This window comes from Vibrio cionasavignyae, from assembly GCF_050337155.1.
Taxonomy (GTDB): domain Bacteria; phylum Pseudomonadota; class Gammaproteobacteria; order Enterobacterales; family Vibrionaceae; genus Vibrio; species Vibrio nomapromontoriensis.
This window is the reverse complement of sequence record NZ_JAKJSR010000018.1, coordinates 18,764-44,070: the sequence shown is the minus strand read 5'-3', so window position 1 is coordinate 44,070 and position 25,307 is coordinate 18,764. Positions and strand designations below refer to the sequence as shown.

General features: G+C 45.8%; 18 protein-coding genes. 7 read left to right on the top strand and 11 right to left on the bottom strand.

The features are described from left to right. Positions 1-25: 25 nt before the first annotated feature. Positions 26-3,652, top strand: coding sequence for a LamG-like jellyroll fold domain-containing protein (locus L4D74_RS14520; RefSeq protein ID WP_428752826.1), 3,627 nt, complete (start codon positions 26-28; stop codon positions 3,650-3,652). Between the two features lie 89 nt (positions 3,653-3,741). Here L4D74_RS14520 and L4D74_RS14515 read toward each other — a convergent pair whose 3' ends face one another. From L4D74_RS14515 to L4D74_RS14500, 4 genes are all read right to left on the bottom strand, one after another. Next, on the bottom strand, positions 3,742-5,856 hold the full coding sequence (locus tag L4D74_RS14515) for a type I secretion system permease/ATPase (protein ID WP_428752824.1): 2,115 nt from the start codon (positions 5,854-5,856) through the stop codon (positions 3,742-3,744). A 15-nt stretch (positions 5,857-5,871) separates the two neighbouring features. Further along, positions 5,872-7,782, bottom strand: coding sequence for a bifunctional diguanylate cyclase/phosphodiesterase (locus tag L4D74_RS14510; protein ID WP_428752823.1), 1,911 nt, complete (start codon positions 7,780-7,782; stop codon positions 5,872-5,874). Positions 7,783-7,788: 6 nt separating this feature from the next. Further along, a complete protein-coding gene (locus L4D74_RS14505; RefSeq protein ID WP_428752984.1) occupies positions 7,789-8,439 on the bottom strand; it encodes a transglutaminase-like cysteine peptidase in 651 nt (216 codons plus the stop codon). A 68-nt stretch (positions 8,440-8,507) separates the two neighbouring features. Next, positions 8,508-9,899 (bottom strand): HlyD family type I secretion periplasmic adaptor subunit, encoded by a 1,392-nt coding sequence (locus tag L4D74_RS14500; protein ID WP_428752821.1) that lies wholly within the window; start codon positions 9,897-9,899, stop codon positions 8,508-8,510. A gap of 357 nt (positions 9,900-10,256) precedes the next feature. Between L4D74_RS14500 and pdxH the strand changes: the two genes are divergently transcribed. From pdxH to L4D74_RS14485, 3 genes are all read left to right on the top strand, one after another. After that, the gene (gene pdxH, locus L4D74_RS14495) at positions 10,257-10,895 is read left to right on the top strand and encodes a pyridoxamine 5'-phosphate oxidase (protein ID WP_428752820.1); all 639 of its coding nucleotides are present in this window, start codon (positions 10,257-10,259) and stop codon (positions 10,893-10,895) included. 286 nt (positions 10,896-11,181) lie between these two features. Further along, positions 11,182-11,982 (top strand): AraC family transcriptional regulator, encoded by an 801-nt coding sequence (locus L4D74_RS14490; protein WP_428752819.1) that lies wholly within the window; start codon positions 11,182-11,184, stop codon positions 11,980-11,982. A 148-nt stretch (positions 11,983-12,130) separates the two neighbouring features. Further along, on the top strand, positions 12,131-12,799 hold the full coding sequence (locus tag L4D74_RS14485; protein WP_428752983.1) for an HAD family hydrolase: 669 nt from the start codon (positions 12,131-12,133) through the stop codon (positions 12,797-12,799). Positions 12,800-12,982: 183 nt separating this feature from the next. Here L4D74_RS14485 and L4D74_RS14480 read toward each other — a convergent pair whose 3' ends face one another. The 5 genes from L4D74_RS14480 to L4D74_RS14460 all read right to left on the bottom strand — a co-directional run bounded on the left by L4D74_RS14480 (position 12,983) and on the right by L4D74_RS14460 (position 18,069). Continuing rightward, positions 12,983-13,636 (bottom strand): DedA family protein, encoded by a 654-nt coding sequence (locus tag L4D74_RS14480; protein WP_428752817.1) that lies wholly within the window; start codon positions 13,634-13,636, stop codon positions 12,983-12,985. Positions 13,637-13,698: 62 nt separating this feature from the next. Then, positions 13,699-14,790 carry a calcium:cation antiporter gene (locus L4D74_RS14475; RefSeq protein ID WP_428752816.1) on the bottom strand — a complete coding sequence of 364 codons (1,092 nt, stop codon included), beginning with the start codon at positions 14,788-14,790 and terminating at the stop codon, positions 13,699-13,701. Next, on the bottom strand, positions 14,787-15,689 hold the full coding sequence (gene secF, locus L4D74_RS14470) for a protein translocase subunit SecF (protein ID WP_428752815.1): 903 nt from the start codon (positions 15,687-15,689) through the stop codon (positions 14,787-14,789). The genes L4D74_RS14475 and secF overlap by 4 nt, the downstream gene beginning before the upstream one ends. Before the next feature lie 2 nt (positions 15,690-15,691). Continuing rightward, a complete protein-coding gene (gene secD, locus L4D74_RS14465) occupies positions 15,692-17,479 on the bottom strand; it encodes a protein translocase subunit SecD (protein ID WP_428752813.1) in 1,788 nt (595 codons plus the stop codon). A 176-nt stretch (positions 17,480-17,655) separates the two neighbouring features. After that, complete coding sequence (locus L4D74_RS14460; protein WP_428752812.1) at positions 17,656-18,069, bottom strand: hypothetical protein; 414 nt, start codon at positions 18,067-18,069, stop codon at positions 17,656-17,658. Positions 18,070-18,576: 507 nt separating this feature from the next. Between L4D74_RS14460 and putA the strand changes: the two genes are divergently transcribed. The 3 genes from putA (at position 18,577) to putP (ending at position 23,979) form a co-directional block, all read left to right on the top strand. Then, positions 18,577-21,702, top strand: a complete 3,126-nt coding sequence (gene putA / locus L4D74_RS14455; RefSeq protein WP_428752811.1) for a bifunctional proline dehydrogenase/L-glutamate gamma-semialdehyde dehydrogenase PutA — start codon at positions 18,577-18,579, stop codon at positions 21,700-21,702. 11 nt (positions 21,703-21,713) lie between these two features. Beyond that, positions 21,714-22,403 (top strand): aldehyde dehydrogenase family protein, encoded by a 690-nt coding sequence (locus L4D74_RS14450; RefSeq protein ID WP_428752810.1) that lies wholly within the window; start codon positions 21,714-21,716, stop codon positions 22,401-22,403. 82 nt (positions 22,404-22,485) lie between these two features. Beyond that, the gene (gene putP, locus L4D74_RS14445) at positions 22,486-23,979 is read left to right on the top strand and encodes a sodium/proline symporter PutP (protein WP_428752809.1); all 1,494 of its coding nucleotides are present in this window, start codon (positions 22,486-22,488) and stop codon (positions 23,977-23,979) included. Between the two features lie 74 nt (positions 23,980-24,053). Here putP and cydX read toward each other — a convergent pair whose 3' ends face one another. Then, entirely contained in the window at positions 24,054-24,152 is a 99-nt protein-coding gene (cydX, locus tag L4D74_RS14440) for a cytochrome bd-I oxidase subunit CydX (protein ID WP_428752808.1), read from the bottom strand. Between the two features lie 15 nt (positions 24,153-24,167). Continuing rightward, complete coding sequence (cydB, locus tag L4D74_RS14435) at positions 24,168-25,304, bottom strand: cytochrome d ubiquinol oxidase subunit II (RefSeq protein ID WP_428752806.1); 1,137 nt, start codon at positions 25,302-25,304, stop codon at positions 24,168-24,170. Between the last annotated feature and the right edge of the window lie 3 nt (positions 25,305-25,307).

Sequence of the window (25,307 nt, the reverse complement as noted above, 5' to 3'; positions counted from 1 at the left end):
GAGCTTTAATTTTATGGAGGATGACATGAAGTATTGGTATAAAAAACGAGGCCGGGTTTTATTATGGCTCTTCTTTCCGTTGTATGCAGGAGCGGCATCGGTTTCAAATACAACCATTGCTCATTGGGAGATGGAATTGCCGCATGACTCGATAGTGAAAGATACGATTAGTACCTTCTATCGCGCTGAAAATTTGACTGCTTCCTTTCTTACCTATGGCAGTCCTCCTATTTGGTCTGAAGATGTACCGGAAAACTTGTCAGGGTATTCACTTGAATTTAATGGGTTGAGTGCCGGACTCACGATCCCTGCCAACAAGAAAATGGGTACGGCAGATTTTAGTGTGGTTTCATGGGTGCGACCTATGTCAGTGTCTGCAGGCTATCAAGCGGTATATTCGTCGCGAGGTGCAGCCCAAGGCAGTGTGATTTACATTTCTCCTCAAGGACATTGGGAGTTTTGGCTGCAAAGTCCTGAAGGGTGGTCCAAAGTGGTTGGGCCCAAAGTGGTCTTGGGGGAATGGGCGCATATTACCACGACGTTTCTTAGTGAATCTGAAGGGGATAATAACGTTCAAACCGGTATTGCATCACTTTACCTCAATGGCGTAGAGGTGGCGGAGAACCCGAGAGCTAATTATCAACCTGATACGCTTGCCAAAATTGGTGTTGGGTATAGAGGGAGCAGCAATCAGTACTTTTATCACGGTAATATCGCGCAAGTAGAGGTGTATAAAACGGCGTTATATGCCTCGGAAGTTGAGGCGCACTTCAACAGTAATACTCGTCCAGATAGCTTGTTGGCTATGTGGCAGATGAATGAGGGGACAGGCACCAAAGTTACCGAGCCCCTCTCGCAAGATCCCAACCCGGAAGATGTTCTGCAGTTTAATCATCCTGGATTGCGAATTGGTGCCCCTCATTGGTCTGAAGATACGGCCACAGGTTCTGGTTACGCTTTGGCGTTTGATGGATTAAACGATGGAGTGATGATCGAACAAAACCCCGAGCTCAATTTACAACACTTTAGCTTGTCGTTATGGGTGAAACCTGAAGGGTCGAGTACGGTGTATCAAACACCTTTTGCTTCGCGTGGGGAGAGTGGCGGTTATCAAATATATTTAACGCCAGATAAGATGTGGCAGTTTTGGCTCAACAGTGGCGGTTCATGGTCGCGAGTGGGGAGCGCTAAGGCAACATTGGGCCAGTGGCAGCACCTAGTGGCAACGTTTGAAGCGGATGACGAAATATCCCGTAGTGAGGACGAACAGAGCGCTCTCGTAAAAGGTACCGCTGCGCTTTATCTAGATGGCAAGTTGCTTGAACGGTTGAATGACGTCGACTATCAGCAAAATCTTGATGCGAAAATGGGGATTGGTTACCGAGGCAGTGATAACCAGTATTTCTTTGAAGGTAAGATTGATGATGTTGAAGTGATTTCAGGTGCTTTAAGTGAAGCAGAGGTTAGAGCTAAGGCTATGATGCCTATCGCTAAATGGCACTTTTCTGAACGCGTGGGCGAGTGGGTATATGACGCTGAACACAACCATAATGGTCAGTTAAGAAATGACCCCAAACGGGTAACGGTTCGCCGAAGTGATGTTAAGTCCCTTGGCATTAAATTTAAGGGTTCGGAAGGAATAGATATTCCTATTTCACCCGCATTTTCTGCCCCTCATTTTACGATTTCTAGCTGGGTTAAAGTCAAGAAGCTTAATGGCAGTAGACAGGTGGTGTGGAGCTCTACGGATGATAAACGAACTCATGAATTGTCGATTGATGAGCAGGGGAAATGGCACTTTTTAACCGGGGATGGTCAGGTATTGTCGACATTAGACGGTCCAGAAGTGACGCCTAATACTTGGACTTTTGTGACATTGACCTTCCGCGGCGAACTGGATGACGTTGATTCTGAAGTCTTGGTTGGGGAAGCAAAACTGTATTTAGATGGTCAGCTTCAAGCAACGACGAATAATATGCGTTATAGACCGAATCAATCAAGAGACTTGAGTATTGGATTTAAACGAGACAATACACAGCACTTTAGAGGCGTCATTGATGAAGTGTCCTTCTACGGCCAGTCTCTGAATGATGAGCAAATTTCGTCGCTATTTCGTGGTACTGACGACATTCTCGATCAATCTTCATGGGATAAGGGACAAGCTGAATGGGACAGTGAGCGTTGGCCTGGTGCAATACGACCAGAATCTCAGCCGTTAATTTACCCCGCACTGTATCAACGAGAGCGTGAGCTATTCGGTTATGATCCAAGATACTACCCTAATATTGTGACTTTTGATGGGCGAGGACGGCAGGTTATTGTTGCTGGTGCTTACGAGAAGAAGGATGACAACAGTACGATTTATCCATCTTATGGTTTTCCATCGGAGCAATTTATTCAGTTGAAATCAGCAAAGGGCTGGAAGTCATACTCAGTGAATGACGCTTTGCGTAGTGCATTCAATAAACCGTCATGGGATGGCAGTGTTTGGTCTGGGGCTAAGCTTATTCATGAACGCGTTGAGTTCGATAATGATGGTGATGCTTACTTACTTGCCTGTGTTAATGAGCCGATAAATGATCAAAACCATTGGGTTTTGTTGTATTCCAAGTCAGGTGAGGCGCAGTTTAAGCAGTGGCAAGGCTACACATTACCATCGCGCGCAAAAACGTGCAGTTATCAAAATGGTCACTATAACTTTCAAGCGGTGACTCCGAATACCAATCGTGATGTGCCTCCTGTGTTGATTTACGATCAAGCTAATATTGTGCCAATCGAAAAAACAGGCGATGGGCTACTCATCGACACGCCAGTTTCATTGATTTTGGAAAGTAGTGGTATCACGGAATTTATTGCCGGTTATTCACACTCTGGAGGGATGAACAGTAGTGCCACGATTGGCGATTACACTCACTTTGTTTTTGCTCGCCTAGACAGTAATTTAGGGAATAATATTACGGATACCGATATCTATTATGCTAGCTATAATCACATAAGCGGTGAGGTGACGCTACCTCAATACCTAACCTCAACTGGCAGTTGTTGTCTATCGCCGGATAACCATAATATCCCCTTTATTTTGGTCGATAGTGGTGGTGCTCTGCATGTGATGGCTGGCAGTCATCAGGCGCCATTTGTGTATCTTTCTGCTCAAACAGGAAGCAGTGGTGAGCTTGCTGGGAAGTGGAGCCATCCTGTGGAGGTGGTTTCTAAAAATGCATTGGGTCAGCCGTTTAATACCTATCCAGGTTTGGTGATTGATAGCCAAGATACGATTCATATGGTGTTTCGTAAAGTCGATGAACATGACCGATATAGCTTACATTATATGCGAAAGCATAAAGATGGGGCGTGGCAGGATGTGGGTAGCATAGTGGTGCCTGCTCTAGGTCGATATAGTGTCTTTTACCATAAGCTCTCTGTAGCCCCTAATGATGATCTTTATCTCAATTACTTTTTCTATCATCACTTCTTAAGTGACGACAATGCGAAAGAATATCGAGAACGTTGGCCACTGGAGCTGATTGAAACCGGAGGCACGGCAGAGGTCAATTTGTACTCTGGAATCAAAGCGCATAATGGTGTGATATTAAAAAGCCGTAACGGAGGAAAGTCATGGAAACTCTTCGGGTCGAGTGAAGCGCGACAGTAGAGCGTAAGCTGTGAACTAAAAAAAGGTCGACCGTGAGGTCGACCTTTTAATGTTAGCTTATGCTTTTTGTTTTAGCTTATGGTTGCCACTTAACTGGCTGCTTTCACTTTACCTTGTCTTAAATCGTTGAGAACTTGCGCTTTCGGTCCATCAGCAATAATGGCGCCTTTTTCCATAACAATTACCCGGTCAACGACATCAAGCATTGACGTTTTATGGGTAATCAGCACCAGTGTTTCTGTCGATTTGAGCTGCTTAAGCTGCGTTTTAATGTGCAATTCAGAGCGGTTATCCATTGCACTAGTGGGTTCATCCATGATCAAAATAGGGGGGCGAGCAAGGAACGCACGTGAAATAGCGACCGCTTGTCGTTGTCCTCCAGACAGCAATAACCCCCCTTCGCCAACTTGTCGTTCTAAGCCAGCAGGATCTTGCTGGGTGAATACGGTCACACCAGCTCGGTTTGCTGCGTCCATAACGTCTCTGTCGTCGACCAGAGGGCGCCCTAGGGTAATATTGTCACGGATAGACCCAAAGAATAAGTTACAGTCCTGAGGAACACAGCCAATGTTGCGTCTCACGTCAACATGGTGAAGCTGTGCAATGTCTGTGTCATCAATTCGAACGTGGCCTTCTGTGGGTTGGTAAAGCCCCATAATGAGTCGCTCTAGGGTGGTTTTACCTGAACCAATCCGACCAATGATCGCCACTTTTTCTCCTGGCTCTATCGTTAGACTTAAATCTCGGATAGACGCCATAGGTGAATCTGGGTAGTGGAATGTCACGCGATCCAGTTCGATTTTTCCATGAATAATTGGGCGGTGGATATAGCGTTTGCCTTCCTCTTGTTCATCGGGCATTGCCATGACTTGCTCAATGATGGTCATTGACGACTTGGCCTGATTGTAGCGAGTAGAGAGCAATGAGAGCTGAACTAAAGGGCCAATCGCACGACTGCTTAGCATGGTTGCAGCGATCAACCCCCCCATGGTGAGTTCACCACCAGAGATGAGGTAGACACCAAGAATCACCATGCCGACGTTACTCGATTGTTGGACAAATCCTGCGGTATTTTGGATGCCATCGGTAATACGTTTGCTCTTAATATTCCAGTTCGCCATATGCGCGACGGCTTCTTCCCAGCGGTATTGATACTGGCTTTGAGCACCGAAAATTTTAACCGTCTCTAAGCCAGCCAGGCTTTCAATAAGGTTGGCGTATTTTTGTGAAGCAAGGCGTGAGCCCTCTTCGATGGCTCGTCGTAGCGGTGCTTGAATAAGTAACGAATAAATAATTAAAATGACGACGCCAATAATGGGAATAATCACTAAGTTACCGGCCATTAACCAAATGAGTACTAAAAACAGCAGCGCAAAGGGCAGATCAATCAGAGATGCGATGGTTGCAGAAGTAAAGAACTCCCGAATTGACTCAAACTCTTGTAGATGACGAGCAAAAGCGCCAACGGATGGTGGTCGCGACTCCATTCGTATTCCCATCACCTTGCTAAAAAGCTTTGATGAAATCAGAATATCGGACTTTTTCCCAGCGACATCAATAAAGTAGCTGCGCATCAGTTTGAGTACAAGATCAAAACCAAAGACGATAAAAATCCCCGCCGCGAGCACCCACAAGGTTTCAAAGGCAAGGTTAGGCACCACTTTGTCATAAACTAAACGGGTAAAAAGAGGCGCGGCAACTGCGAATATGTTGATGACTAGCGATGCCATTAAGACATCGCGGTAGATGTGCTTTGATTCCCAGATCGTGCCCCAGAACCAGTGTCCTTCGCGGGTTTTGAGTACTTCTGGCGAGCGTTCGTCGTAGCGAAACTGTTTTTTTACCAGAAAGTATCGACCAATAAACTGCTCAATTAGATCGTCTAAGGGAACAGATATAGGCACTAAACCAGATTCGAGTGTTATCACTTCTGCTTCGTTGTTCTCAGAATCGATGCTGTTCAAGACACAGGCATCGCCCCCTTTTAGCAACAAAATGACGGGAAAAACAATGGACGGAATACCATCGAGTGTTGAACGATTTTCTTTTGCGACTAGCCCAGCTCGCTCGGCGGCTCTAGGGAGCAGAAATGGCGTTAATTTACCTTCTGACAGTGGTAAGCCATTCACCAGCGCTTCGGGAGAGTTGGCAAGCCCATAGTATCGGCTGATGTAGATCAGCGAATTCAGTATTGGGTCTTTCATGCTATCGGCACCTTGTTATTTATCGACGATAAAGCCTTGGAATACATCCACAAAATGCTCAGATAGGAAATCTAACTGAGTTTGTGTTTCCACTCGAGAGGCGATAGTTTTAATACCTAAATTGTGTGCGGTTCGAGAAATTGACGTGAGCGTAAATTTCTGTTTTTCGTCATCCAACTGGTGTGTATAGAGGTAGTCGAGTTTGACGTAATCAGGTCTAAATTCACTAATATATTCTAGAGAATGGAAATTTCGACCGTAGTTATCGACACCAAATTTAGCCCCTTCATTACGCAGGGCATTACAGAATAACGCCGTGTGATGCGGGTTATTGATGAAACACGTCTCCGGGATCTCAAAATGCAGCTTTTCATTAATATGGCGATGCTTGGCAAGTGTTTGAGATATCCAGCGTATAAAGCTAGGTTCGGCAATACTGGTTGGTGCAATATTGATGGCGATAGGATCGGACATCTCTTGTTTCTCTAGCTTATTTATTACCGAAACAATAACGTGTTCATCGAATATGTGGCTAGCATTAAGCTGTTCAAGGGCAAGCAGATATTGATTGGCGGTAAAACGCTCACCGTCTTTTTCAATCGCAGAGAAGACCTCGCGATGATAGGTCTCGCCCCAGCTGCTATTCGCAGCCTGAAAGCGGAAAGTGACCCAATCGTTGCTAATGGCTTCTTCAACCATATTGCGCCATTGCTGCTTACCAAGAATCGCGCCAGTCGTTTCTGTGGTGACATAGCCATAATCTAGCGCGGGATCTGCTTTGGCTTTCGTCAACGCATTGTCTAACACCGATAGTAGTTGTGTTGAGTTCTTACGTTCTTCATTAAATACAACCCCTAGTGCCGATTTTGCTTTGCTCAGCCCGGTTGGATCCGAGTTGAGGTCTTGCACGCAACTTACTATGCTGCTGGCGACTAATTTGAGTTCACTTTCATCAATATTTGGGAAGACAAAACCAAATTCATCGGTAGATATCCGTGCGATCACAGCGTTGGGAATATTAATACTCAATGATAATAAATCCGCGAGCTCTTTAACTTGGCCATCCCCCGCTTCATAGCCTTCGGCTTTGTACGTTCGTTTAATAAATTCAGCGTGAAGAATTGCGACGCCACCAAGCGAGGATTCAGATAGCCATTGATTGAGCTGACCCATGTAGAAAGCACGGTTACCTAATTGTGAGACCGGGTCCATATAGGCGCGCTCACGGAGTTTTTGCGCTTCTTTAGCTTGCTGTTTAAATGACTCTTCTACGTGTGATGACATGCTGTTAATACCATCGACAACAGCGATCAGGTCTTTGGTACTTGGGCGCTTCAGAGGGGCACCAAATTGTTTGTGGGCAACCTGTTCCATCTTTTGAACAATGGCTCTTAGAGGGGTTAGTGCTCGTCGCAAGATGAAGGATATTGCCACAATTCCGAAGATGAAAATCACCGTGAAAGCAATGACGAGATGTTTTAGTGCGCCCCAAAGCTCCGCGTAGGCGTTACCAGGATGACTGATTATTTCCACCTCAGCGAGCTGAAGCCAGCCACTGGTGACAACTCTAGAGTCGTGGATGGGTTTGAAGATCCCTAGGTTAGTGAACCATTCAGGGACACCGTTGGGCTGAATCGGATAGCTGCGAACGATTTCCTGCTCATTCTCTAGGAAGACCAAACGGACGGTCGAGTAGGTACTGCCATCAAATAAGGCATTGATGACTGACTCGACGGCAACGGTATCTTGCGATTTCAAATACGGAGCAAGCGCTAGACCGACGGTATTGATAGTATTGTGCACCTCTGAACGTTGCTGCTGCTCAAGGAAGTTTTTTGTGGTGTTAAACTCGATGATAAACACCGACGTTAAGAGCAGAATAAATACTGCTATCATGCTAACCACTAGCTGTCTGTATAGTGTCATAATTGTTTACTCGTCGTAATTTACCTTGGGTTTCCTTAACTTCAATGAGCGCTCTCTCGAGCGCAAATCATTCCATAATTTAAGTCTCGACGACTTGCCAGCCAATTTTCCTTGTGTGGTTTTCATCACCCAAAGGTTTCGACCGTTAAAGCTGTATATCGGGAGTAGATCATTTCGCTTTGATGCGGGCTTAATCTCACCAATTAAGTTGTCTAAAATTATTGGTTGAGAGCGAGGTGTTTCGTAGTAGGCAAGTACCATATGGAACTGGTTAAGCTCAATGGCTTTAACGTAAACTAGCCGAAGTTTCTTGTCGGAAATGCCGAGCTCCAATAATGAAAAGTACTTTGCAATGGTAAAGTCTTCACAATCGCCAGCATTGCTACCTAAAAACTCCAAAGGTGTTGCCCAATAATCTTTTTTTCCCCACAAATCGATATCGTCAACAAAATTCAGTTGATTGAAAAACTGATTAACCCCCTCGAGTTGCTTCTGCTCCGACTGTCCTTGTAACTCCGCAAGGATAGTTCGCCATGTTTCGACGCGTTTGCCCGCTCGTTCGCCATAAACACTTGAAACCGTGTTAATCCAAGTTTGCTCTTGTTTCGTATAGGCCCCTGAATGTCCAGCAAGCAATAACACCGTCGTCACCGCGATACTGAGTACGCAGTGTTTAAGTTTGATTGGCAGACTCCCTGTCCGCTTATCCGTTAACACAGTCCGCTTTACTCTTTCAATGCGTTATTTTGGGCGCTGATTAACGGCTTCAATAGATAATCGAGAACCGTTCGTTTTCCTGTAATAATGTCAACCGAAGCTGTCATCCCTGGAATAATTGGCAACTCTTCACCTTGACCAAAGTTCGTTATTTCGGTCCTCACTCTAACAATATAAAAGCTATTCCCTTCTTCATCTTGCGTGGTGTCAGCACTAATGTGTTCGAGTACGCCATCTAGACCACCATACTTGGTAAAGTCATAAGCGCTGAATTTAACAATGGCATGCAAATCGGGGCGCAAAAATGCAATATCTTGTGGGGCAATTTTAGCTTCAACTAACAAGGTATCCTCGGTCGGGACGATTTCAACCAGATCCATACCGGGCTGAATGACACCACCCACGGTATTAACATTAAGCGTCTTAACGGTACCATTCACTGGAGATACCACAATGGTTCGATTGACTCGGTCTTCTAAACCAACGGCTGACTCGGTCATTGAAGAGAGTTTATCTTGCGCCTGATTGAGTTTTTCTTGCTGCTCAGATCGAAATTTCTGTGCAATATCGATTCGGCTTAACATGGACTCTTGTATAGCAGACTTGAGTGCCGGCACTTTGAGTTCGGTAGAGGTTAATTCTCGTCGGGTATCATTCACTTGACGCTGAAGCTTAAGCAGCTCAATTTTAGGGACGACCCCCTCATCGGCTAAAGGCTTGGTTATGTTAAGTTCATCTCTGGCTAGGTTATAGCCTTGTCGTAGGTTACGAACACGTGCTTGTATTTCGATTAGGTCTTGCTGTTTTTGGCGCACTTGGTAGTCAAGAACAGAAAGCTGGTTACGTAGCTCGTTTAAGTCTTGTCTATATTCTGCCCGCTGTCGGCTAACAAGTTTTGGATAGTCGGTTTCAAAAGTAGGGGGGAAAGCTAATTTGTCGGTTTGCAAAGTGACCGACTGTTGCCAGTTTTTATTATCCACGTCTTCGTTAATGACCACACTGGTTAGTGATGCGGATAATTGCAGTACATTCGCCGTCAGATTAAGGACTTGCTGTTCTCTTTCTCTAAAGTCGGAGCGGAAGCGGGTATCATCTATCAGAAGAAGCTGTTGACCTTCTTTAACGGTATCCCCTTCTTTTACTAAAATTTGCTTAACCAATCCGCCTTCCAAATTTTGGATGACTTGGATTTGGGATGATGGGATCACTTTGCCTTGACCGACGGTCACTTTGTCGATTTCAGCCCAGGACGCCCAAACGCCAGCGCAAATGAAAAAGAGCACAACCACCCACAACATGATCCGTGCGCTGGTGGGGGTATTAAGCAGCAGCGCAGCTGTTTTATCGTCGATGTAGTCGATTTCGGCGTTAGAAACTTTATTGTATTCGTTCTTATTCATGTCCTATCCGCGATTGGTATCGGATGACGCTATCCGATCGTTTAATACTATTACTACTGTTGTCAAATTGTAACTGGCGTACACTGAAGACTCGATCTACTTGGCAATAACGGTGAAGGTTATTGAGTAGCATTTAAGTAGTCGTCTTTATAGACAAGATGACATAGTAAAGTTTAGTACTACTTTTGTGAATGCAAAGTAATGATATATCGAAATATTGTCTGTTTTGTCTCGTTCTGATGACTGATACAGACAAACTAGAAGATAACCATCAAAAATCGATGATTAGTTGTCGTATCCAGGGTTGTTTTCTGCTGACGATAAGCGCAAAATTCAGAAAAACGTTGAGGAATGGTTATGGAACTCGAAGATATCCGCCGTGAATATTCAAAGGGTGGGTTACGTCGTCAGGATTTACTCGCAGATCCTATCGATCAATTTAACGCATGGTTAGAGCAGGCTGTTGAAGCTAAGTTAACGGATCCGACTGCGATGACAGTGGCAACGGTTGATGAAACAGGCCAACCATTTCAACGCATTGTGTTGCTTAAAAATTTTGATAAAAACGGCTTTGTTTTTTATACCAATTTGGGTAGCCGCAAAGCACAGCATATTGCCGTCAATAGCAAAGTCAGTTTACATTTTCCGTGGCATCCATTGGAACGTCAGGTGCATATTACTGGTGTGGCGGAAAAACTCAGCACATTAGAGAATATGAAGTATTTTTCTTCGCGCCCTAAAGAGAGCCAACTTGCCGCAATTGCCAGTAAGCAAAGTAGCCGAATTTCAGCTCGTGGTGTCCTTGAAGGAAAGTACCTTGAGCTAAAGAAGAAGTTTGAAAAAGGCGAAATTCCAGTGCCATCATTTTGGGGCGGCTATCGTATTCGACCAGAGTCCATAGAGTTCTGGCAAGGCGGAGAAAATCGCTTACACGATCGCTTTTTGTTTACAGAAGATGGTGTGGGTCAGTGGGACATAGAGCGTTTAGCGCCTTAACTATTTCCGCTGAGCGTTAATTGTTTTTATATCTAGCCGCAATTATTGCGGCTTTTTTATATCAAAATCGTGAAATAGTTCAAATTACAACCACCGTAACTTATGGCTTCATGATCATGGTTCCGGAAGCTTGATCAAGTGAGGATCCTTTGCTGTGTTCCATAACTGCTTGAATTTAGTACTTGTGGGTGTCAATTTCGGCATTCGACCATGAATATCTTTTCAAAAATCGAGTGAAATCGCTATACTCTCGTTTTCTTCCTCGCGATGACTGGCGCCTTGAACCATGCCGAATAAATCAAACGTACCTCTTGATCATGCTTCCCCAAAACCGGCAGAAATAGTCCGTTTACCTTCTCATATGGATTCTCATGATCACCATTATTCGCAGGTAGTGATTGGTTTAAAAGGTCAGGCAGAGTTTGAAGTGGGTGGCGTGGGTAACTTAGTTGGGCCGGGTCAGGGGTGCGTTGTCACATCAGGCCTTGATCATGCTTTCGGTGGCGTGGTTGATCAACCCGATATTTTGGTGCTGAATTTACCTATACCTAATGATGACGACCCAGTATTACTACATCGTATCAATGAGTTATCTAAGAATAAAACCTATTTCCAACTCGATACACAGATCCAAAAGCTGATACAGCTGTTGGTCGCCGAAATGAAGAATAGTCCCGATGATCTGTTATTGAGCCGCGCTTGCAATGATACGGTTGTTGCATTGCTACAACGTCATATTTCCGCATTTAAAACTGCGCTACGAGATTCTCGTTTTGATCTTGAACAGATTGATCGCTATATCGATCAGCATCTTTCCCACAAAATATCGGTATCGCAGCTAGCGGGAAGTGTATTCTTGGGGGAAAGCCAATTTCATATGTTATTCAAAGAGCAGATTGGCATTACACCGCACCAATATGTGTTAAATAAAAGGGTTGATGCCGCCAAGCGCCTGATTGAGCAAGGGCATTTGAACTTAGGTCAAGTGGCCGAGTTAACGGGGTTTTCTGGTCAAAGCACTTTTACTCATGCTTTTTCGCGTTTACAGGGGATCTCCCCTTCTCAGTTTAAGAAGCGATTTCTTTAAGTCGACGATAGCGGCTTCTTTCTCCTCCCTCCTTTTCTACATCAAATTGTCACAATGAGTGATTAGCATGATGCCCAATTTGACCGCTAATCGTTAGTGAAGACATCGCTAACGTTCTTACAATCGCTAGATGACAATGGAACGGATGATGCTTCAAGACCTCTATGTTTTCGATATGGACGAAACGCTTTTTGATGCCGACTGCGCAGTATTATGGAATGAATTTCTGATAGAAAAAGGGATTGCGACAACACCGGGTTTTCTTGAAGAGGATACGCGTTTAATGGCGCTATATGCCCAAGGTGATTTGAAGATGGAGGACTATTTGACCTTCTCGATGTCGCCGCTTAAAGGGGTACCTAAACAAGACATCGCATGCTGGGTCGAACAATGTATCGACGAGAAGATAATGCCTCGTTTTTACCCTCAGGCAAGCGATTTACTTGCGAACCTTCGACGTGATGAAGTCGATACGGTGATGATTTCGGCATCGGTCAGCTTTCTCGTTCAAGCCATAGCTAAACGTATTGGTATTGATGTTGCGATGGGTATCGATTTAGTTGAAGAAAATAACACTTATACGCCAGAGATAAATGGTATCCCAACTTATCGTGAAGGTAAGGTTAGTCGCTTGAAACAATGGCTTAAAGATGAAAGTCGAACCTATGAGGCTATTCATTTTTATACCGACTCAATTAACGATTTGCCTTTGTGTGAATACGCTGATTTTGCGTATTTAGTGAACCCCTGTCGTCGGCTGACGAAGGAAAATGAAACGTGTAATTGGCCCGTTTTGAACTGGCAATTAAGTAAATAATCCAGAGAGGGAGTCTGGTTTGTTTTGACGCTCAACTTTTTATGTCACAAACTCTATCAAGGCAGAGCCCTAGTAATTCTAGGGCTACGAGAAAGTGACAATTATCGTTTAGCCTTGTTACGTCCAAGCTGTGACGTTTACTATTTAGTTTGTTGACGAATTATACCCACATGACAGTAGGCTCTAGAGATTAACGCGCTCGCTTTTTGATGTCATATAACGATAAAACAATCCAATAATAGCAGCCATCACTAATATGAGACTCATGATGACTAAACCTTTAGAAATCAGTTCTTGGTAGTCACTTAGGCTTGGATGAATCATTAACCATTTTCCTGACAGCATTAACACCAAACACCAAATTACTGAGCTGGTAATGCTGATAATGACGGTGCGACACATACTTAATTTAGACAATCCCATTAACATTGGGGTTAGGACTCTGACAAAGGGAATAAAGCGCGAAATAAACAGTGATAGGAACCCATAGTGGTGCAGCAATTCCTTGGCTCTAGGTAAAGCGTCATGGGGGAGTACGCGATCCAAAAAGGGTACCAATCGTGTTTTGTGAAGAACCCGACCTTGTAAATAGGCGTTAATGCTACCAAGTGATGCTGCCAAACAGAGTGCGCCTGCGGCAGGGTAAAAATCCACGATCCCTAGACCCACTAGCCCACCGACGAATAATACTAGACTATCTCCTGGTAAGGGTAAGAAGACAAAACTGGATTCGAGTAGCAAGATAAACGCGAGCAGAAGTAAAAATCCGTTTAATGAGCTGACTTGTTGCAGCGTCTCGAAATCGTGGTGCCAAATAGCAACAAATATATCCAACATTGGGAAGTCCCTCCGTAATATGAACTACCTTGTGCCGAGCAGCACAAGGTAGATGGGTGGTATTACTCGAACATCAAAATGATGTAGGCAATAAATAGGACGAGATGAGCAACGCCATTAAGGGAATTAGTTCGCCCGCTACTAAAACTGACACTTGTCATCACGAGTGTGGTGGCGAGTAATACCATTTCTGCGGGCGCGAGCCCCAGTTGAATCGGTTGGTGGATAATACTGGAAATAAGCAAAACCGCTGGCACCGTTAACGCGATGGTCGCAAGCACTGAACCAAAGAACAGATTCATAGCCCGCTGCAGCTGATTATTGAGCGCCGCTTTTGCCGCCCCTACGGCTTCCGGAGCTAAGATCAAAATAGCAACGATTAAGCCCCCTAATGCTGGTGGAGCACCAAGTAAGCCGACAGTGCCATCAATAGGAATGGCTAAGCTCTTAGCAAGCAAGATCACCACCAGCAGGTAACCAACGAGCATGAGGGAGTGATAGAGGTTGCTGCCTAGTGGACCGTGGAACTCATGCTCATCTTGATGATCTTCATCCATAAAAAAGTGAGTATGGCTGCTGGTTTGTATGAATAAAAATACCGCGTATAAAACGATGGAGACCAGTACTAAGGTTACGGTGAGCGTACTCGACATCGAACCTAGCTCATCCATACTGGTGAAGTTTGGCAGCACAAGACATAACAACACGAGAGGAACAATGGCAACTAGGTACGACTTTATGCCATCTAGGTTATATTTCTGCGTGTGATACTTGAGTCCTCCTATTAACAGCGTGATCCCGACGAGTCCATTTAATACCGTCATGATCACGGCAAACATAGTGTCACGTGCTAATACAGGGTTGGCGTCTCCTGTGAGCATGACGGATGAAATCATCACAACTTCAAGCAAAATAACGGAGATGGTCAGAATTAGTGTGCCATAAGGGTCACCAAGCTTAATTGCAAGTGCATCCGAATGGCGCACAACGGCAAATATCGCTGCCATGACAACCGCAAACAGTCCCGCGGTGAGTAGAAGCCCTATTGATGATCGCATTTGTGTCTGAAGTATGCCCTCTCCGCCAAATTTGAACAGTACGACCGTGAGTAGACCGAGTAAGAAAACAAACTCTTGCTTGATGAATCGTGTCATGGCGAAACCTCCTCAGGTGTTGGTTTAGCGGCGCGATAGTGCGATGGGTTAATACCAATCAGTTGAGGCAAGGTGACGCCGATAGAGATTGATGACCATGTACCACTGGCGATGCCCAAACATAACGCAATAGCGAATCCTTCAAGAGCAGGTCCGCCCAATAACCATAGGCTGGAGACAGTGACCAGCGTGGTCCCTGACGTGATGAGTGTTCTCGAAAATGTGGCTTTAACTGCCTGATTAATCAGTGTGTCGGCGGACTCTTTGGGTTTAGCTTTAAAGAGTTCACGAGCTCGGTCTGCAATGATGATTGAGTCATTCAAAGAGTACCCCAGCACTGCTAGAACAGCGGCAAGGATAGTTAAGTTGAACTCAATTTGAGTCATGGCGAAAAGCCCGAGAACCAGAATCACGTCGTAGGTTAAAGCCACGAGCGCACCCAGTGCAAGGCGCCATTCAAATCGGTAGCTCAGATATAACATCGTTAATACAAAGCACGCCAAGATCGCAACGCCGCCTTGTTCAACCATATCTTGTCCTACTTGTGGACCAACAATACTGCTATTGAGCACTTCTACATGTTGGCTGACGGATTCAAGAATAGGGGACAACGCCAGTGCTTGGTCACCTAGTTCGTTGTAGCGAAGTATCCAGCGTCCGGGCTCAGTGGAGCTGATGACTTGAACATCTTGCATTAAAGCGTGCTCAAGATAGGATTTGATGTCGGTTAAATTTAACGCCTCATCAAGGCGAACTTCTGCAACGATGCCGCCGGTAAAATCTAGCCCCCAGTTAAACCCTTGCAAGGTGATAAATAACGTAGCGGTTAAAAAGAGCAATGCTGACACTGCTGACATGCCATAGCGAACACGAGTGAGTGAGTATTGAGAGATATTCATGGCTAAACCCTTACTTCACGGCGCTGATCACGCCCCCATATGAGATTGATGATGGCGCGAGATAAAAATACTCCGGTAAACAAGCTCGTGAGCAACCCAAGTCCAAGCGTGATGGCGAACCCTTGAATAGGTCCATTGCCAATGGTGTATAGCGCAATCGCAACAATCATGGTGGTTAAGTTGGCGTCGAATATAGAGCTAAAGGCACTGTGAAAGCCTTTATCAATGCTTTGTGCAAAGGTTCTTCCTTCGCGCATCTTGTCTTTGATTCGTTCAAAAATGAGTACGTTGGTATCGACCGCCATTCCAACGGTTAATACCATGCCGGCGATGCCTGGCAGAGTCAGTACCGCTCCGGGTAGTAAAGCGATGAGCCCGAACAAACACACCATATTGGCAAGCAGGGCTACATTGGCCACCCAGCCCATACGACGGTACCAAAGTGCAATAAAGCTCAGCGTCAGTGCTAACCCTAGAGCAAGCGCGGCAAAGCCATTTTGAACATTTTCAGCTCCTAGCGATGGCCCTATGGTTCTTTCTTCGATGATGGTAACCGGTGCGGTCAGCGACCCCGCTCTCAGCAGCAGAGCGAGCTCTTGAGCATCCTGCATGCTTCCCACTCCCGTGATTCTAAAGCGGCTACCAAGTTGAGATTGAATAGTCGCGACACTAATCACTTCACTGACTTGTTGGCTTTCACCTTTCGAATCACGGCTGTACTCGTTATAGAGGGTCGCCATAGGTTGTCCGATGTTGGCTCGAGAAAATTGTGACATCTTTCGACCGCCTGCCGAGTCCAGAGAAATATTGACCTCTGCTGTACCCATGTCGCTAATGCCAGCTCTGGCATCAATAATATGCTCGCCCGCTAAAATGGCGCGTCGATTCACATTGACAGGGTGACCTTCGCTGTCGAGAAGTGAGAGCGTTTGTCGGGTCTGCGTGGTGGGCATTGCGTGAAAGGCGAGCGAAGCAGTAGCACCAATCACGTCTTTCGCTGCGGCTGGGTCTTGAACGCCCGGCAACTCGATTCGTATGCGGTTTTCACCTTGACGCTGCACTGAGGCTTCAGTAATGCCTAACTCGGCGATGCGCCCGCGCATGATTTGTAAGTTTTGCTGAACCGTGAGGTTTCGCAGCGACACCTTTTCATCATCGGATAGCGACAGTGTGACGGTGCTGCCACTGATGCGGCTGTCCCAATGGGCGAATTGGCTACGAAGTAAGGTACGTGCTGCCGTGACATCTTGATCGTTATAGAGATTGATTTGGACCGAGTCGTTAACTTCACGTCCGCGGCTAGAACGAATCTCACTAGAAAATTCATCAATCACCATTTGACGGTGGGCTTGATACACCGGCTCCATATCGACTTCTAGTAAAAACTGCACGCCACCGCGTAAGTCTAAACCAAGGGCAATAGGTGAAAACCCAGCATTAAGCAGCCACTGGGGTGCCGCTGGCTCCATCGCTAGTGCGACGGTCGTCGATTCTGGTAAGTGCTCTTTAAGCAAGACTTGAGCTTGAGCTTGCTGGGTCGCGTCATCAAAGATCATGACGGTGGTGTCACCATTTTGCTCGATACTCATAGGAGTAATGTTGGATTCCGTAAGGGTATGGGATAACAACGTGGCATCCGTCGGCTGCCCACGATGATTGATATGCAAGGCGGCATTTTCACCAAATACTGATGGCAATGCACTAAATAGCATCACTAGTAACGTCATAGCGAGCACGATGTATTTCCATTTAGCTAAGTGATTAATGGAACGCTGGGTGTGTTTTTTCAAAAGAAAATTCTCTCATTCATTTATGGTTTGAACACACAAGACCAAGCAAAGCTGCCACATAGAACTATCCCTAATATGTTGTCTTAAAATGAATTAAGAACACGACATAAAGAGAGTTGTGGTGATTGGTCTTGAGCGAGGGTGGTGCGGCTCAGGCGGTTCTGAGCATGAGAGAATCAGCTAAATCTAGCGTGTTGGTGTGAATAGAGAGTGTTGGCGTCTTTCCAGCCCGATAAGCGCGAAGGCGAAGCGCTTACGCGGCTCGTCCAGTGCATTTGAGTCGAAAGAATCGTGGTGGGTTTGGTGGCCATCTCTAGTAGAGGTGGTGGCAAAAAAGCGATGAGCAATAAGTAATCCGGTGACGTACCGTATTCTGCGCAATGGGTGTCACTGATCGCTCGGCGAGAGACCGAAAGAAAATAGGGACTAATGTTGTCATTCACTGCCGAACCATCGTCATCAGTATCCAGTGAATCTAACGTATCGTTGGCTAGTTGAGTCGAGCTTAGTTGAGTCAAATCTAGGGCAAGGGATGCACTAGCTGTCGAGTGAGGGGATGTCTCAAATGATGCGTACTCTGTCGCGCTCACAGTGTAAGAGCACACTGTAATCATTATCGCGATAAAGAGGTGATAGCAACGTTTAAGCAAAGTCAGTCGGTACTCTTGTTTTTGGCAACGATTTATATTTTTGGCAACAATTTATGTTATTAGCATCGATTTGTTCGCTGGCAGTATACCGGATGGAGGTCTCAAAATGGGCAAAAGTCCCACAAATAAGTGTTAATAGATATTGCTGGTGACGCTATAGCGTTGTCTTCGCTGCAATATTTTTGATCGTCTATTTTTTGTGAGCAATGACAACCTCACAGTAAACGTCAGTGTTAGAAACGAAACAATATGTTAATTTGATTGCAGAAAGTAACAGCTCATATTGCTTGTTGATATGTGACATTGTATTAGTTTTGTTAATAAGCGTAGGAAACAGCAAAAAGCTCGGAGTTTTTGACAAGTATTCGTCGTGCACTCACAATACACTCCCTGCCATTGTAGTACGCCTACCGCCTGTTGCGGTTGGAGCGAGATTGAGGATGACGCATGTTTACAGCAACTGATGTGCTTAAAAAAGAGTTTGCCGAGCAACCGCTTGAGCAGCTCTGGTCACTGATCTCTCCACTATACATGGTGGATGAATCACAATGGTTACAACAGCTTTTACCTTTGGCAACGCCTAGCGGTGATGAAGCCACACAAATTCCGCTGAAAACCACGCAGCTAATCGAGGCGATTCGCGCCGACAAAAATGCTATTCAAATGATTGATGCGCTGCTATTGGAATACAGCCTTGATACCCAAGAAGGGATCTTGTTGATGTGTTTGGCGGAAGCGTTAATGCGTATACCTGATTCTGCCACGGCTGATGCGCTGATTCGTGACAAACTCAGCGTTGCGGATTGGAAATCGCATCTGAAAAGTTCAGATTCCGTGTTTGTCAATGCATCTACTTGGGGCTTAATGCTCACGGGTAAAGTGGTAGGACTGGGCGATCAGGAAACACAAAGCCCTGCTAAGGCAATGAATAAGCTGGTGAATAAATTCTCTGAGCCAGTAATTCGTAAAGCAATGTACCAAGCGATGAAGATCATGGGTCATCAGTTTGTGCTTGGCCGCAGTATCAGTGAAGCGCAAAAGAACGGTAAGAAAATGCGCGACCGCGGTTTCACCTACTCTTATGACATGTTAGGTGAAGCGGCATTAACAAAAGCCGATGCAGACAAGTATTTTAAAGACTACCTCATGGCGATTGAGGCCGTAGGCGGCGATAAGTATGGACTTGATACTAGCCCAGCACCCTCAGTGTCCATTAAGTTATCGGCGCTACATCCGCGCTATGAAGTGGCGAATGAAGCACGAGTATTGACCGAGTTGTGTGACACGCTCACGCAGTTGCTAACACGAGCACGTGAGCTTGATGTGGCGATTACCATCGACGCAGAAGAAGCCGATCGTCTAGAGCTGTCGTTAAAGCTGTTTGAAAAAGTTTATCGCAGTGATGTCGCGAAAGGTTGGGGCAAGTTTGGCTTAGTTATTCAGGCGTATTCAAAACGTGCTTTGCCAGTACTGGTGTGGATTAACGCATTGGCTAAGCAGCAAGGAGACCTTGTCCCTCTACGTCTAGTTAAAGGCGCGTACTGGGACAGCGAAGTGAAGTGGTCTCAACAAGCGGGCTATGATGCTTACCCGGTTTTCACTCGTAAAGAAGCGACAGATGTGGCGTATCTAGCCTGTGCAAGATTTCTTTTAAATGACAATGTTCGCGGTAATATCTTCCCGCAATTTGCTAGCCATAATGCGCATACGGTGACAGCGATTGCCACGATGGCACCGCACACCGATTATGAGTTCCAGCGTCTGCATGGTATGGGGGATTCTCTTTATGATCATGTGATGGATACGCATAAACAACCTGTCCGTATTTATGCTCCGGTTGGCAGCCATAAAGATCTTTTACCTTATTTAGTTCGTCGTTTGTTAGAAAATGGCGCTAACAGTAGCTTTGTCCATCGGTTAGTGGATGCCCGCTGCCCAGTAGAGACATTAACGGTTCATCCTGTCGATGCGCTGAATGCTAATACCACTCTGCATAATGATCAGATTGAGTTGCCGCCGCGTATTTTTGCTGATCGCAAGAACTCCGTGGGTGTCAATGTTGATATCGAATCGGAAGCGAAAGACTACGAGCACAAAGTTGAAGCCTTCCTGAGTAAGCACTGGAAAGGGGCACCGATCATTAACGGTGTTTCGTTATACGAAAGCATGATCAAGGAAGGAGCGACACTGGATACGATCACGGCGCCTTATGATCGTCGTATTGTCGTGGGTCAGGTGGCGATGGCAAACCATGATCATGTTTCCGAAGCGATCCGGATCGCTGATCAAGGTTATGCCTCATGGTCTAAGGTGAGTTATCAAGAACGCAGCGCGTGTTTGTTGAAGCTTGCGGATGCACTGGAAGATAACTTGCATGAGCTGGTTGCACTTTGTCACCAAGAAGCGGGTAAGACCATTCACGACTCTATTGATGAAGTGCGTGAAGCGGTCGATTTTTGTCGCTATTACGCGAAACAGCCGCAGGTCTTTGAGCCTCAATCATTACTTGGCTTTGACGGTGAATCGAAAACCTTTACTCGTCAGGGACGTGGTGTTTTCGTTTGTATTAGCCCTTGGAACTTCCCATTGGCGATTTTCTTAGGTCAGATTTCAGCGGCATTAGTCGCGGGTAATACGGTGGTCGCGAAACCTGCAGAGCAGACGTCTTTGATTGCAGTTAAAGCCGTTGAGTTGATGCTTGAAGCGGGCTTCCCCGCGAATACGATTCAGCTTATTACCGGCTATGGCGCTGATGTTGGTTATGCATTGACCTCTCACGATGCGATTGCTGGTGTGGCATTTACGGGCTCAACACCGACGGCGCAACGTATCAACAGTACGCTCGCTGCTCGTCAAGTTGCCCCGGTTCCTTTTATTGCGGAAACCGGTGGCCAAAATGCCATGATTGTTGATTCTACCGCGCTACCTGAACAAGTGGTACGTGATGTGGTACGCAGCGCGTTTGCATCGGCAGGGCAACGTTGTTCAGCCCTACGTGTGCTGTTTGTGCAAGACGATATTGCCGACCGTGTTGTTAACCTGATTCAAGGTGCGATGGCGGAGCTTAAGGTCGGACTGCCTTACTTACATGCAACCGATGTGGGACCTGTCATCGATACAAAAGCGAAGGAAAAGCTTCTTAGTCATATTGAATCGATGCAAATCCATGGCAAGAAAGTGGCGCAATTGTCGTTAGACAGTGAGTGTGCGGAAGGGGACTTCGTGGCACCAAGTGCTTTTGAAATTGATGATATGTCTATTTTGAAAGAAGAGAAATTTGGTCCAATTCTGCATATTGTTCGCTTTAAAGCCGCCGAGTTACCAAGTGTTGTTGAGCGCATTAATGCGACTGGCTTTGGACTCACCTTGGGTATCCACAGTCGAAACGAATCCACTTACCGTTGGATAGAAAAACATACTCGTGTCGGAAACAGTTACATCAACCGTGACCAAGTAGGTGCGGTGGTGGGCGTGCAACCATTTGGTGGTCAAGGTTTATCTGGAACTGGGCCTAAAGCGGGTGGACCACACTATTTGTACCGTTTTACTGATGCTATTCAAGTATCGAAATAAGGAGAAAAATCATGGTCAATAACACAACAATTTTCTCTGATGTTTTTAGTGCTTGGGAGCAATGGAACATCACCGAGTTTGCCGAGCAGCGAGAGTGCGTACTGTCACTGCAACGTAATATGAATGAAGTGAACGGGACGTTAGCCAGCGTCATGGCGTATCACATCCAGCAGGCGAATGTACTATTGGGCACGCCTCATTTAATGCCGGGACCAACGGGTGAAACCAATGAGCTCTATGCGGCGGGTCGTGGCGTGGTGCTTATTATTGTTGAAAGCGAAGATGCGCAAGCGAGTATTGCGGCCATTGCTCAGATCACAACCGCGTTAGTCGCAGGTAACGGTGTCATTGTTAGCTCAAACAATACGGCCTTTAATCAATTATTAGTTTCGGCGGTTGAGCGTTCTCAATTGCCATCACAGCTTGTTCATATCGTACCTTTAGAAGAAGCCAATGCCTTTATCGATTTAGACGTTCGAGTAGTAGGGTTGGTCGGATCTGAAGACACGTTATGGCAGGTCAATCATCAATTAGCGAGTCGCACTAGTGCGATTGGTTTGTTGGTGTCTGAAACGGATCTGACGTCAATGCCAACGTCACACGATCCAAATCTAGTATTGAAGTTTATTACAGAAAGAACTCGAACTATCAATATTACAGCAGTGGGGGGGAACGCTACCTTGTTAGAACTCGGTAGTTAAACGGTATTTTTGCTAATGCCCCCTATCGGCCTTCACTTTGAATACTCAGGTGAAGGCTGAATTCTAGGATGAGGAAATAATAATGATTCAAAATAGCTTTGCTATTACGACAACTTTTATCGCGTATTTAGCGATGATGCTTGCCATTGGTGTGATTGCCTATAAGCGCACGTCAAACTCAAGTGACTACTTTTTGGGCGGACGTTCATTAGGACCATGGCCTGCGGCTTTGTCGGCGGGTGCGTCTGATATGAGTGGCTGGTTATTGCTGGGTCTGCCAGGTTATGCCTATGCCGCTGGTATTGAAGCATTCTGGCTAGCTGGTGGCTTGCTGTTAGGCACATGGCTGAACTGGCTACTGTGTGCTAAACGCCTTCGTACTTACAGTATTACTACTGACGCGCTAACCTTACCGGAATATTTTTCTCGTCGTTTTAATGACAACTCGAAAATGATTCAGGTAATTTCTGCGTTCTTTATTTTGCTTTTCTTCCTTTTCTATACCAGTTCTGGTTTAGTGGCGGGCGGTAAACTGTTTGAAACGGTCTTTGGCTTGGATTACACCACGGCGGTGATTATTGGCACCGTATGTGTGGTTTCTTATACGTTATTTGGTGGCTTCCTTGCTGTGTCTTGGACCGATTTAGTACAAGGCCTGCTCATGGCCGCGGCACTGATGATTGTGCCTGTGGCGGCGATGCAAGGTGGATTTGGACAGGTAGTTAGCGATCTTAGAGCTATCAACCCAGAGCTACTTACCCTATGGAACGACACCAAAGGTCAGCCGTTATCTGCGATCGCGATCATTTCGCTGGTAGCTTGGGGTTTGGGTTACTTTGGTCAACCACACATTCTTGCCCGTTTTAAAGCGACACGCAGCAATAAAGATCTGACAACGGCACGTCGCATTGCTGTGGTATGGTCTGCATTGTCTATGGCTGGTGCAATGCTAGTTGGTGTGATTGGTCTGCTGTACGTGACGAACTCGGGTGGTGATGTGCTAGCCGATGGTGAAAAAATCTTCATGTTGCTAGTGAATGCGATGTTCCACCCTGTCATTGCCGGTATTCTACTAGCAGCGATTTTAGCCGCCATTATGAGTACAGCAGATTCGCAGTTATTGGTGTCATCTTCAGCACTAGCGGAAGATTTCTACAAGCAAGTGATCAATAAAGAAGCCACTTCAGAGCAAGTCGTTACGGTTGGTCGTGTTGGAGTTGTGGTTATTTCTATTGTTGCTTTGGTGCTAGCCATGACGCCAGATAGCTCAGTTCTTGGTCTTGTCTCTTATGCATGGGCAGGTTTTGGTGCAGCATTTGGTCCTGCGGTACTGCTAAGCCTGTATTGGGCGGGTATGAACCGTAATGGTGCGATTGCCGGTATTTTGGTTGGTGGTATTACCATCGTGGTTTGGAAACAAATCACCGGTGGCATCTTCGACGTCTATGAAATTGTTCCAGGATTTATCTTGTCAACAATCGCCATCGTCGTAGTGAGTGCGCTAACGGGCGGTCCTTCGAAAGACGTGCAAGATCAACATGATGTATTTGAAAAGAACTTAGTTGAACTAGACTAACCGTTCTTTATGAAGAAAGGCTCCTACTCATCGAAGAATGAGAGGAGCCTTTTTTGTTGGTTAATTAACATTTGTTAATGATGGTTACGATCCCTTTGTTCAAGCCAAAGTGCGTTAATAATACCAAATGAACATGCCAGTAAAATTCCCAGCCCCCAGCAGATATACCACATAATACTTCTCTCTCTTTAGTATAACGATGTCGTGTTTTCTTCAATAAATCTGTTGTCGATACGACCAAACATTTTGTAGTAACACCATGAGGTGTAACCCAAAATAATGGGAACGACGACGATAGCGACGATTGAAATAATACTCAGCGTTTTATAGCTCGAAGTGGCATCCCATAGCGTCAAACTATGTGATGGGTTTAGGCTGGAGGGAATGATCATGGGAAACAGCGCGGAACCGGCAGTCAAAATGATTGCCAAGACTGCAAGGCTGGAACATAAGAAAGCGCTGCCTGCTTGTTTGGCCATGGATAATATAGCGGATAACAGGAGCATGATGCTTGCGGTCAGCGGCACGATAAACAGTGCAGGAGAGTCGACAAAATTGTGGAGCAGTCCATTTTCCATCACGGTGACAGTTTTCGTCAGTGGGTTTGACACCCCATTCTTATTCATCAGACTTTGGATAATATAGCCATCTGATTGGGCGGCGAACAAACCACCCACAATGAATAATGCCAGCGATGCACAGGCACTCCAAACCGCAATACGTTGAGCTCGATTGCGCAGTGCGCCGGTTGTTTTTAGCTGAAGAAACGTCGCGCCTTGGAGTAGCGTCATCGTTACGGCAACTAAGCCACAAATTATCGGTAAAGTGGTGAATAAATCCCAAAAACCACCTTGGTAACTGATCATCAGAAATGCATTGAGCGTATAAGGAACTCCGGTAAATAAATTGCCAAAACCAACGCCAAATACGAGCGGAGGCACGATTCCGCTGACGGTGAGCGAGATATCACAAACTTGTCGCCAACGGTCATTATCGATTTTATTGCGATAATCCATGGCGAGTGGCCGTAACCAAAGTGCCGCTAGAACCAGAACTAGCGCCAAGTAAAAGCTGGAAAATGCGGTGGCATAAATAGCGGGCCAAATAGCGAATATGGCCCCTCCTGCGGTCACAAGCCATACTTGATTGCCATCCCAATGCGGAGCGATGATATTAATCATGACTCGGCGTTCGAGGTTGGTTTTTCCAGCCACAGGCAACAGCGCCGCGACGCCCATATCGAAACCATCGGCGATGGCAAAACCTATTAGCAAGATACCGACGATGGCCCACGTAAAAATTCTGAGTGTTTCGTAATCAAACATCAC

What these genes read in the sequence shown, in the direction of transcription:
- L4D74_RS14490 (WP_428752819.1), top strand. Translation starts at nt 11,182, where the DNA reads ATGCCGAATAAATCAAACGTACCTCTTGATCATGCTTCCCCAAAACCG.
- L4D74_RS14480 (WP_428752817.1), bottom strand. Translation starts at nt 13,636, where the DNA reads ATGTTGGATATATTTGTTGCTATTTGGCACCACGATTTCGAGACGCTG.
- L4D74_RS14510 (WP_428752823.1), bottom strand. Translation starts at nt 7,782, where the DNA reads ATGACACTATACAGACAGCTAGTGGTTAGCATGATAGCAGTATTTATT.
- L4D74_RS14515 (WP_428752824.1), bottom strand. Translation starts at nt 5,856, where the DNA reads ATGAAAGACCCAATACTGAATTCGCTGATCTACATCAGCCGATACTAT.
- cydX (WP_428752808.1), bottom strand. Translation starts at nt 24,152, where the DNA reads ATGTGGTATATCTGCTGGGGGCTGGGAATTTTACTGGCATGTTCATTT.
- pdxH (WP_428752820.1), top strand. Translation starts at nt 10,257, where the DNA reads ATGGAACTCGAAGATATCCGCCGTGAATATTCAAAGGGTGGGTTACGT.
- L4D74_RS14520 (WP_428752826.1), top strand. Translation starts at nt 26, where the DNA reads ATGAAGTATTGGTATAAAAAACGAGGCCGGGTTTTATTATGGCTCTTC.
- cydB (WP_428752806.1), bottom strand. Translation starts at nt 25,304, where the DNA reads ATGTTTGATTACGAAACACTCAGAATTTTTACGTGGGCCATCGTCGGT.
- L4D74_RS14450 (WP_428752810.1), top strand. Translation starts at nt 21,714, where the DNA reads ATGGTCAATAACACAACAATTTTCTCTGATGTTTTTAGTGCTTGGGAG.
- putP (WP_428752809.1), top strand. Translation starts at nt 22,486, where the DNA reads ATGATTCAAAATAGCTTTGCTATTACGACAACTTTTATCGCGTATTTA.
- L4D74_RS14475 (WP_428752816.1), bottom strand. Translation starts at nt 14,790, where the DNA reads ATGACACGATTCATCAAGCAAGAGTTTGTTTTCTTACTCGGTCTACTC.
- L4D74_RS14500 (WP_428752821.1), bottom strand. Translation starts at nt 9,899, where the DNA reads ATGAATAAGAACGAATACAATAAAGTTTCTAACGCCGAAATCGACTAC.
- secF (WP_428752815.1), bottom strand. Translation starts at nt 15,689, where the DNA reads ATGAATATCTCTCAATACTCACTCACTCGTGTTCGCTATGGCATGTCA.
- putA (WP_428752811.1), top strand. Translation starts at nt 18,577, where the DNA reads ATGTTTACAGCAACTGATGTGCTTAAAAAAGAGTTTGCCGAGCAACCG.
- L4D74_RS14485 (WP_428752983.1), top strand. Translation starts at nt 12,131, where the DNA reads ATGCTTCAAGACCTCTATGTTTTCGATATGGACGAAACGCTTTTTGAT.